The following is a 10,371-nucleotide window of genomic DNA, read 5'->3' as shown; positions in this document are numbered from 1 at the left end:
CCTCCCAGTTCCTCACTGCGAAACCCTGCACTATGCAACTCTTTAACTAAAGCTACATTGTCCTCAGGATTATAAACGTAAAACCTCGGAACAATATTCTTCTCTTTATAAAAGTCACTTACTTCCTGTACCACCACTGCTGGATCATCGACCGCCTTACTAATCTGAGCATGATTTGCATCATAGTATTTAGGCTGCCTTTCATTGAAAAAAATGGTGCCCCATGTCTTGTCCATTCTATTGGTAAACGTACTGATATACGCTCGATCTAATTCAAGTACCTTATTTAATAATTCCATTTACATTCCCCATCTTTCAGCATTATCACATTAAAAGTACTACAATGATTATTTGGCTCCCAACCTCAATGTCACGTACTCCAAATATTAACTACAGCATCCAATTACTTAAATGAACTCCGAATATCCAATTCATCATTTATTGGTTGCTTATTATCAAATTTCTTGATTGAATAGTAAGTGAACACAGAAAGCGAAATAACCGTCCAGAGCAAGGTCGTTTTTGGGTTAATATTATCAATCACAATTAATGATGGGAGTTTCCCAAATACAGAGTCATCCATTGTCAAAAACCAGCCTATAAACATATTATTTGCTGCATGAGCACCAATCGTCAGTTCTGCACTATTCGTCCTCGCGGTAATGTAGCACCATAAAATACCTGAAAGGACATAATCACTGCCAACAAAAAAGGCAGAATAGTTCATTTCCGGATTTGAAAAATGCAATGCGCCAAAAATGCTTCCGACAATAATCGATAAAACCAGTGGATGTGACACTTTCCGGCCAAACCACTGCATCAAATACCCTCTGAAAAAGACCTCTTCGGCGGTTGTCTGAATAGGCGTTAAAATTAAAACAAATAAAAACAAGAAAAGAAAATCCTGAACCTGAAGGTTATTCAAGGAATAATCTTGCGGATTAAATAGAGCATCCACAATTGTCGTCACTGTGAGAAGGCAGAAAAAGAAACCGAAGCCCCAAAAGATCCTTTTCCAATTAATCTTTTCGTTTGGTGTAATAAGTGTTTTAAGTTTTCGTTTATGAATGAGTTTTATAAATAAGGCCATTCCTAAAATCCAAATGACGTAAGTCAAATTTGAAAAAATAAAATCATAGACTGGTTTTACATTTACCCCGATCATTTCTTCGAAATCAAAATAGGTTTTATCACTTCCATCTTTCTCCGCAAAAATAATGAGCGCTAGAAAATAAATAATTGAACCAAGAAACATCGAGAACATAAAAAGGAAAAAGGAAGAAGTGTACCTTTTCCAATTATTGATTCCCTGGTTCATTTTTATGAAATTTTGTTCCAATAATGCAGCCTCCTAGACACAAAGTACAAAACACTAGAAAATTATACCATGTATTCAATGTTTTTCTACCACTTTTTTACCAATGTTATTTTGGAAGTAAAAGAGAACAACTAAATGCCTTCTTACACTAACTTCTTTTCCATAATCCACAGTGGTTTTCCCATATAACTGATTTCCTCTACCTTTTGAAAACCATTCTTCTCCCAAAATCGCATTCCTGTGCTATTTTCGGTTAAGCACCCTAACCTGAATTCTGTAATATTTCTGCCTCTCATTAATTCTTCATATTTTGAGAGTGCTTTCCCTGCAAAGGATTTTCGAGTCCAATCCTTGCGAATGATCAGCAATCCGAGCCATGGTTTTCTGTCACGTGGATTTTCCATGATAAAATCAATGATTCCTATGAAGTCATCATCCACTTTAATCAAGTATCGTTCCTTGTCCAGTCCATCCCCTTCTTCATGCTCCTCCAGCAAATCCTCTTCGGTTAAAAGCTTCTTTCCATCCGCCAGCAAGTTATACTCCGGATGCGTATTCATAATTTCCCTTTCAATCATAATCAAGTCTCTCTTACTCTCATAAAATTCCAACCTAAACTCTCCCCTGCAAATTAATATCAAAACCACTAATAAATATCAAATGGCTTCCCTGTGTGATCCCTTTTAGTCATTCGGATGGACAATCGCCAGCAGCTGAGAATCCTTCCAATTTCCATTGATTGTGACATTCTTTTTTTGTCATGCTATACTTAAGAAAACCGGCTTTTGCAAGAAAAAGACTGTAAGCAAAATAATGAGTTGTGAATCTTGCTAAATTTCACTGCTTCATTATTTACCTTATCAACAATCAACCAATCCGTTTCTGATGTATACCCCTTGCAATGTGCCCATTATAATAAGCGATGTCTATCATAATTTCTTTTAAGCCAAGCCTTTTTCCTTTTTTTGCACAAAAAAATCCAGGCGGTAGCCTGGATTTAGATTATAGACGTAATCGGGAAATTTGCTCACTTCGAATCAAAACGCCCAATCAGGCAATGAATGTACTTTCCGATCTTCGCGGCAGTTTTCACAAATATGGAGCGTGACTGCTTGGATCATTTCTTCATTCTTGTCCTCAAAATCCTCTTTTGTTCCGCAAACCTCACACAGTCTCACAAAATCACCTCATCAATCACTTATTAGATTAAATCCAGCTTCCTTAACTACCTGCTCAAAATCGTCAGAAGACGCCATCCGTTCATCGTACTTGATTGAAACCGTCTTATTCTGCGCATTTGCTTCGGCTTGAGAAATCCCCCATACGTGGAGCAAGGCCTGGGTGATTTTATCAGCGTCTTCGTTCGAATCAAGATTACCTATGTGAAAAACTTGTTCCTTCATTTACGACACCATCCTTACTTATGGTCTTCCCTATTCTTAAGGAAGGCTTCGCCCATTCCCTCTAGAAAATCGACCATTGTTGTCATTGCTGCGCGGATTTCAGGACTGCGCAGCCTGATTCTCATTTTCCAGATACTTTGTTTCTTGCCTTTTTCGCCTGTCCTGGACATCCGTTTCAGCCCAAGGGTCACTCCCTGCAAAAGTGTTTCCAGCTGGGAAGGCTGCATGACGCCAAGGAATTTGAACAGTCCGAATCCGCTTTTAATAATATTGTGGACTGCTGGCTGATTGACCTGCTGCATCGCGATCACGCCTACGTCGTTCCGCTGCTTCAGCAAGGAGCTAGCTGAATCAAACACGCTTACTTCATGAAGCTCTTTTGTTAACTCTATGAAAGAAAGTACAGCTTCTTTGTTATCAGCCAGTGCTTTAAGAATCTCATCAATGGCCTTGTCCTGCTCTTCTTTCGGGTTAGGAACACCCCTGCTAATTTGCCTGATCGGTTTCGCCATAATGCCCCTCCTTCAAATCGTCGATTTCGGAAATTGGGATATAATCAGAACGCAGCCACTTTTCCTCGACTTTCACGCTAATCTGCGGAATTCTGTTGCCAAATCGGTGATTGTGCTTAGGAAGCGGTGGTTCACCAGTCGTTTCAAGCACTTCCATTTTCACACTCATTTCCTTATAAGCTGGTGTATGGGTAACAATATCGTGATAGCTGCTAGTCAGTCTATTAACTGCTTCGTTATCTTCAGCAGAATTCATCGGCAAGTACAATTCCTTGCCCTTCACCCTGTCAGTCACAATAACGCGAACTTCCACATGACCGTATGGGGAAGTCAATCCAACAAGTGCTCCATCTTCGAGATTCCGTTCTGCCGCAAGCTCCGGAGAGACTTCCAGCCACACATCAGGCACCTTATGCATTAGCCCTTCCGTCTTATGTGTCATATTTCCTTCATGGAAATGCTCGAGCAATCGGCCGTTGTTCAAATGTAAGTCAAATTCTCCTCCTGGATCAAACGGAATCGTCCAATCAACCGGGAACAGCCTCGCTTTTCCATCCGGGAAACCGAACTTATCTTTATATAGCAGTGGAGTGTCCGTTCCATCCGCTTTTACAGGCCATACTAGAGATTCCCATTCTTCCAGGCGTTCATAGCTTACGCCAGCAAACATTGTTGCAAGCTTTGCTGCCTCGTCCATAATTTCAGATGGATGCTGATAATTCCAGTTTGCTCCCATCCGATTCGCAAGCTCTTGGAAAATCATCCAATCCGGCTTGGAATCACCCATCGGTTCGAACACTTTGTAAAACCTCTGGATCCGTCTTTCTGTGTTCGTGAATGTCCCGTCCTTTTCAAGGCTAGGAGCAGCTGGTAAAATGACATCCGCAAATTGAGCGGTTTTACTGAAGAAGATATCCTGGACAACAAAGAAATCCAATTTCTCAAAAGTCGAATCAACATAGTTTGAGTTCGCATCGACAATGGCCATATCTTCTCCAAACAGGTAAAGCGCTTTGAGCTTGCCTTTATTGATGGCTTCAACCATATGATGATTGTCATAACCAGGATTTTCTGGAAGTTTAACACCCCATGCCTGTTCATACTTTGCCCTGACACCCGCATCCTGTACAGGTTCATATCCAGGCATCCATGGCGGCAGAGTTCCAAAATCGCATGCCCCTTGAACATTGTTATGCCCTCGCAACGGATATGCGCCGGTACCTGTTCGCCCATAATTCCCTGTAACCAAAAGCAGGTTCGAAATGGCTGTGCTTGTATCAGATGCGCCCATATGCTGGGTTACACCCATCGCCCACAGCATACAGACCGATTTCGCTTCTTTAATCATTTCTGCAAAACGGAGCAGCTGTTCCATGCTGAGTCCTGTTTTTTCCACAGCATATTCCAGAGTGAATTTTTCCAGTGAAGCCCTGAATTCCTCCACTCCGTTCACCCGATCCGCAAGGAATTTAGCATCCTCCCAGCCCCGATCAAAAAAGTATTTGGCAATCGCGTTGAGCATGATGATATCTGTTCCCGGCTTAGGGTGGAGATGGAGATCGGCGCGCTGAGCCAGTTCGTTTTCCCTTAAATCAACCACAATGAGCTTTTGGCCAAAAAGCTTATGTGATCGTTTGATACGTGTTGCCAGCACAGGGTGGGACTCTGCAGGATTCGCACCAATAACAATGACAAGCTCTGATGCGATAATATCGTCCATTGTTCCTGAATCACCGCCGAGTCCGACTGTCCTCATTAACCCGGTTGTAGCTGGTGACTGGCAGTAACGTGAACAATTATCTACATTGTTAGTGCCCATAATTCCACGTGCAAATTTCTGAAATAAGAAATTTTCTTCATTTGAGCATTTGGACGAAGCGATATAGCCAATCGAGTCAGGACCAAACACTTCTTTTATGCCAGACAACTTTTCTGCGATTAGCGAAAGTGCTTCATTCCAGGTTGCTTCAACAAATTCATCGCCTTTACGGATAAGCGGTTTCGTCAAACGTTCCTCGCTGTTAACGAAATCCCAGCCCCATTTTCCTTTTACACAGGTTGATATGCCATTTACCGGGGCTTCGGTATTCGTCTGGATTTTCAGGATTTCCCGATCCTTCGTCCATACCTCAAAGCTGCAGCCGACACCGCAATACGTACATACGGTTTTAGTCCGTTTGATTCTAGCCTTCCTCATCGCAGCTTCCACTTCAGATACGGCAAAAATTTCGCGATAGCCTGGTTCCACTTCTTTTGTCATATCAATCATTGGAGCGAGGATGTTTGGAGCGATTCCAGTCAGGAAGCCGGCGTTACCGAGCATTGATTTTTCCATTAAAGCATTACACGGACAAACATTTACGCAATGTCCGCAGGAAACACAAGAAGATTGATCAATTGGCACATCATTGTCCCAGATGACACGAGGCACTTCACGGCTCCAGTCGATGGTCAGTGTTTCATTCACCTGCAAATCCTGGCATGCTTCCACACAGCGGCCGCACAAAATACATTGGTCAGGCTCATAACGATAAAATGGATGTGAATTATCCGCTGGATAGGGTTTGGCCTCGAAGGGATACTTTTGATGGGCGAGCCCCATATCCTCAACAGTGTTATGAATCGTGCAATTGCCATTGTTGTTGTCACAAACCGTACAGTAAAGCTCATGGTTTTTCAGGATGCGCGACATTGCCTCATATTGTGCAGACTTTACCTGTTCGGACATTGTATCAATTTTCATGCCAGGCTCTGCTTTTAACGTACAAGACCTTGCCAATTGTCCATCGACCATGACATAACACGTATCACATGTCTGGATGGTTCCAAGATCGGGATGATAGCAAACCCCTGGAATAAACACATCCTCTGCTCTTGCTACCTCAAGAATCTTCTGCCCTTCAACAGCCTGATATTCCTTGCCATTGATGTTTACCGAAAAACTAGTGTCACTCATTCCCATGCCTCCTTAGTCCTACTTTACTCATGCCCTGTCTTCTCATATTTGCTTTTCCGCTGCCTTGTCTCTTTTTTACTTCTTTGCTGGTGCCTTCCTCGATCGTTCCCCTATAAGCAATCCAGTATATCAATGAGACAAAAACACTGCCGCCAATCGCATTCCCAATAAATACAGGAATGAAGTTTCCAATAAAATCCTGCCAGCTGTAATACCCAGAAAAGATGGCTGCCGGTATCACAAACATGTTCGCGACAACGTGCTGGAAACCAATTGCTACGAAGGCCATGATCGGGAACCAGATTCCAAGAATCTTTCCGCCAATATCCTCTGCGCCATACGCCAGCCACACAGCTAATCCAACAAGCCAATTGCACCCAATCGCTGAAACAAGTGACGCTAAAAATCCTTCCTTCAGTTTTCCTCCGGCAATCGCAACGGTTTTTTCAAGATAAGGACCATGTGAAGTTAACTCTGCTACATGTCCAAAAAAATATGCGACGAACAATGCTCCTATAAAGTTAAATACAGTGATCCAAAACCAATTTTTAATAAGTCGTCCAATTGAAATCTTTTTTGAAAAGAATGCCATCGATACCGCCATCATGTTGCCGGTTAACAGTTCACCACCGGCTATTATGATAAGAATAAGGCCTACCGGGAATACAGCAGCTCCGATCAGCGAACTTAATGTTCCCCACTCCTTAGGAAGATCTGCGATCACACGGATATCAAGCAAATAACCAAGGGATATAAAGGCACCTCCGAGAAATCCCAGCACCAGAATACTTGCAAATGGCAGATTGGCCTTCTTTTGACCATGCTCAGCCGCCAATTGGGCAATCTTAAATGGCGCATGAAAACCCATCCATATCAACTCCTTTAAATTCCCTAATAATATTTACAATACTGGGAAAATTATTTAGCATAATCATGATAATTTTTTACGAGAAAAAGGTGAGGAGATAATAATGGATAAAAACCTGTTACTTCAGCGTGTTCATTCTATGATTCAGTCATCAACAAAGCGGCCAAAGTACATGACGGTTTCTACAGTAAAAGTTGCTGACATATTTGGAGTCAAACCGGAAGAAGTAGAAAGAGGATTGGAAGAATTAATTGCAGAAGGCTATTTAAAACAATCGAAGCTCGATAGTCCGCCATATCATGATATTTATTTACTGCCTTAAAAGTTGAAAAAGCACATTCCCGAGTGAGAATGTGCTTCATCTAATTCATCTTATTCTGTCAGCCCCTGCGAAGATGAACCTCCTGATTTTTGGAGTACCTTCAACCCTGAGCCGATATCTGAGGCAAGTACATAGTTCCGGTCAACGAATACTCCCCAGATATTTGATTTGCTAGGGATATACATGCCTGTTTGTTTTGGTGCGGATGGGTCAGTAATATCTACAGTTCTGACACCACCTGAGTAATGCGATAGATATAATGTGTTTCCGTGCACCTTCGGATCATGGACAGTAGCTCCGTTAGGGATGGTTTCAGTAAAATCGGTTCTAAAGGAGCTTAATAGGTTTGGTTTTGATTTATCTTTAATATCATAAATCATCGTATATCCGTAAGCTGACTCGAATCCTTCTCTTGTTGGGCCGAAAATCTCTCTTGTTTCAACAAGGATCGTTCCGCCCTTTGCAAGATCCATGGAATGTGCTGCTCCTTGAACATTATTTGCAAAATCGGTTCTTCCAAGATAGACCGGGTTTTTCGCATCGCTGATATCAAGCATGATCGTGCCTAGATCCCAGTATGAAAGGAAAGCTGTTTTACCGGTTTCATCTGTTTTTACACTGTGCGCAAATGCAACTCGCTTAATGCCTTCCTCATCCGTCCAGTTGTAGCCGTCATAGTTTTCATCACTTACTTCAGGGATGTAATCACGTGGATTAAACTGATAAATAGTAGCTGGATTATCAGGATTTGAAACATCCACTATAGATACATCCATTTTCTCGCCATGTGAGTAATAGTCTGCATAGCAGTCAGCCGTCAGAACATAGACATTATCACCCTGAACTGTTAAATACAGTTCGTGGGTGCCCCTTGCTCCTGACGAAGAAGATTCCCAGAATCCAAGCTTTTTAGGCTCGTGGGGATTTGTAACATCATAAAGCACGAAACCTCCCTGGGCGTTTGGATCCTTTTGATCCATTTTTTGTACACTTACCGCCGCCAAATCTCCCTTAAAGTGCTTCGTATTTACAGATTTGACGATTACTTTCTCCTGCCAGGTGCCCTCGATCTCTGCAAAGGCAGCAACCTCAACAGGATTGGAAGGGTCCTTCATATCAAAAATGCGGACTCCGCCGCCTCCGCCATTTGCTCGATGCGTGCCTAAATAAGCAAACCCTTTATGAGCGTATACATCTCCTGTTGAGTTCTTTATACCTTCTCGGATCTCTTTCAAAGGCACTGCAGCTACTTCCTGAAGATTGCCTGTGTTCTTACTGCCTTCAATCAATGGAACAGCCAATTCTACACCAGCCAGATTATCGCCCTTTTCAACTCCTCCGCCAATCTCATCATGTGCAAATACAGATGTTCCTCCCGCGGAAAATACCAATGCACCTGCCAATGCGGTATGGACTATAAGTATCTTTTTCAAAATGTATTCCTCCCTTTTCCATGAAATAAATAAACCACTTATGTAGTAGTCCTGTAGCACCCTATTTCTCAATGAACAATAATTCGGGTTCTGAAATAGTGTGATTTAAATAATAAGGAATATTCAGTCATTTTTATATAACCTAGATTTCCTAATGTTTCTACATTATTAGACAAGCCTAATTCCGACCTTTTTTACCAGAAAAGTTGGGAAACTCGAGCTTTCCACTACAATGGACTTGTTTAATGCTGGTGTCTAATGGACCTTTTTTAGATTTAAAACCAATTTTTCCTCTTCCCTATTTAGGCTATGGTACTGGTGAGTGAATATATGGATATCAAATGTAGTTTCAAATCAGAAAAATGTTAGCGTATGACCTGAGGCTTTAAACAGAGAAATCAGTTTTATAAACCTTCAACTTGGGCATATGTAACAATAATTCATATATCAAAGGGAGGCAGCAAGATTGAGTCAGTTAAAAGGAAAAGTTGCTTTTATTACTGGTGCTAGTTCGGGAATCGGCAAAGCCGCAGCAATAAAGCTTGCAAAGGAAGGCGCAAAAATCGCACTAATTGATATAAAGGAAGAAAACGCCAAGGCAGTGAAAGATGAAATCCATGGAATTGGAGGCAGCGCTCTCATTTGCGAATGTGACATCTCCAAAGCGGATGAAGTTCAACTGAGCTATCAAAAGGTGTTCGAGAAATGGGACAGGATCGATATTGTATTTGCCAATGCAGGGATTAATGGCGTAATAGCACCGATAGAAGACCTTTCTCCAGAGGACTGGGATACGACAATCACCACTAATTTGAAAGGAACGTTCCTTACTGTAAAATATGCTATTCCACACATGAAGAATAGTGGCGGCAGTATCGTCATAACCAGCTCGATTAATGGTAACAGAATATACAAGAATTTTGGCATGTCAGCCTACAGTACTTCTAAAATTGGCCAAACTGGATTTGGTAAAATGGCTGCTCTCGAGTTAGCGCAATATAAAATCAGAGTCAATATCATCTGTCCGGGTGCAATTGAGACCAATATCGGGCAAAATACCTTCCCACAGGAAGATAATCTAGAAAAAATCAAAATTCCTGTGGAATATCCAGAAGGAAATCAGCCTCTTGAAGAACGATCCGGAAAACCTGAGCAAGTTGCAGACCTCGTATTCTTTTTAGCATCAGATATGTCATCACACATCACGGGAACCGAAGTGTATATTGATGGAGCAGAATCATTATTGTAAAAAGTGACGTTAGGATTCATCCTTTATAGCACTTCTGATCATCAAGTCAAAAGTCGAACAACATAGTATGTTGTTCGACTTGTTATTTGCCAGGATAGCTTTACCTTATATCAATTTCATTCCAAGGCTCTGTTAAAGCTGAATGTTTATTTTAAATCCTGTTGATTGTAGTGGAAGGCGCGCAGACTCCTCCGAAAATGCTAACGCATTTCCATCGTGCGTGGGCAGGTTCGAGGAAGCAAATCAATGTCCTGCGGGCGCAGCTGGTCAGGTGAGACCCCGCAGGAGCGAAGCGACGAGGAGGCTCAGC

General features: G+C 41.9%; 10 protein-coding genes and 1 pseudogene. 2 read left to right on the top strand and 9 right to left on the bottom strand.

What is annotated here, in order from left to right:
* The 8 genes and pseudogenes from V7201_RS21605 to V7201_RS21570 all read right to left on the bottom strand — a co-directional run.
* Positions 1 to 299: pseudogene (locus V7201_RS21605) on the bottom strand (GNAT family N-acetyltransferase); the annotation flags it as partial.
* Between the two features lie 104 nt (positions 300 to 403).
* Positions 404 to 1,339 (bottom strand): CPBP family intramembrane glutamic endopeptidase, encoded by a 936-nt coding sequence (locus tag V7201_RS21600; protein WP_335378820.1) that lies wholly within the window; start codon positions 1,337 to 1,339, stop codon positions 404 to 406.
* A gap of 122 nt (positions 1,340 to 1,461) precedes the next feature.
* Positions 1,462 to 1,929 (bottom strand): GNAT family N-acetyltransferase, encoded by a 468-nt coding sequence (locus V7201_RS21595; protein ID WP_335378819.1) that lies wholly within the window; start codon positions 1,927 to 1,929, stop codon positions 1,462 to 1,464.
* 426 nt (positions 1,930 to 2,355) lie between these two features.
* Entirely contained in the window at positions 2,356 to 2,496 is a 141-nt protein-coding gene (locus V7201_RS21590; RefSeq protein WP_335378818.1) for a hypothetical protein, read from the bottom strand.
* A 12-nt stretch (positions 2,497 to 2,508) separates the two neighbouring features.
* Entirely contained in the window at positions 2,509 to 2,721 is a 213-nt protein-coding gene (locus V7201_RS21585; RefSeq protein WP_335378817.1) for a heavy-metal-associated domain-containing protein, read from the bottom strand.
* A gap of 14 nt (positions 2,722 to 2,735) precedes the next feature.
* On the bottom strand, positions 2,736 to 3,233 hold the full coding sequence (locus V7201_RS21580; RefSeq protein ID WP_335378816.1) for a DUF1641 domain-containing protein: 498 nt from the start codon (positions 3,231 to 3,233) through the stop codon (positions 2,736 to 2,738).
* Positions 3,208 to 6,189, bottom strand: a complete 2,982-nt coding sequence (gene fdhF, locus V7201_RS21575; RefSeq protein WP_335378815.1) for a formate dehydrogenase subunit alpha — start codon at positions 6,187 to 6,189, stop codon at positions 3,208 to 3,210. The genes V7201_RS21580 and fdhF overlap by 26 nt, the downstream gene beginning before the upstream one ends.
* Positions 6,182 to 7,057 (bottom strand): formate/nitrite transporter family protein, encoded by an 876-nt coding sequence (locus V7201_RS21570; RefSeq protein ID WP_335378814.1) that lies wholly within the window; start codon positions 7,055 to 7,057, stop codon positions 6,182 to 6,184. The genes fdhF and V7201_RS21570 overlap by 8 nt, the downstream gene beginning before the upstream one ends.
* Before the next feature lie 103 nt (positions 7,058 to 7,160).
* Between V7201_RS21570 and V7201_RS21565 the strand changes: the two genes are divergently transcribed.
* Entirely contained in the window at positions 7,161 to 7,379 is a 219-nt protein-coding gene (locus tag V7201_RS21565; protein WP_335378813.1) for a hypothetical protein, read from the top strand.
* A 50-nt stretch (positions 7,380 to 7,429) separates the two neighbouring features.
* Here V7201_RS21565 and V7201_RS21560 read toward each other — a convergent pair whose 3' ends face one another.
* On the bottom strand, positions 7,430 to 8,812 hold the full coding sequence (locus V7201_RS21560) for an LVIVD repeat-containing protein (RefSeq protein ID WP_335378812.1): 1,383 nt from the start codon (positions 8,810 to 8,812) through the stop codon (positions 7,430 to 7,432).
* A gap of 466 nt (positions 8,813 to 9,278) precedes the next feature.
* On the opposite strand from V7201_RS21560, the gene V7201_RS21555 reads away from it, so the two are divergent.
* Positions 9,279 to 10,061 carry an SDR family oxidoreductase gene (locus V7201_RS21555; RefSeq protein ID WP_335378811.1) on the top strand — a complete coding sequence of 261 codons (783 nt, stop codon included), beginning with the start codon at positions 9,279 to 9,281 and terminating at the stop codon, positions 10,059 to 10,061.
* The last annotated feature ends 310 nt before the right edge of the window (positions 10,062 to 10,371 follow it).

It is taken from the genome of Bacillus sp. JJ1122, assembly GCF_036964885.1.
GTDB lineage: Bacteria > Bacillota > Bacilli > Bacillales > Cytobacillaceae > Mesobacillus.
The sequence above is the reverse complement of the archived record's forward strand: the minus strand, read 5'-3'. Positions and strand labels throughout refer to the sequence as shown.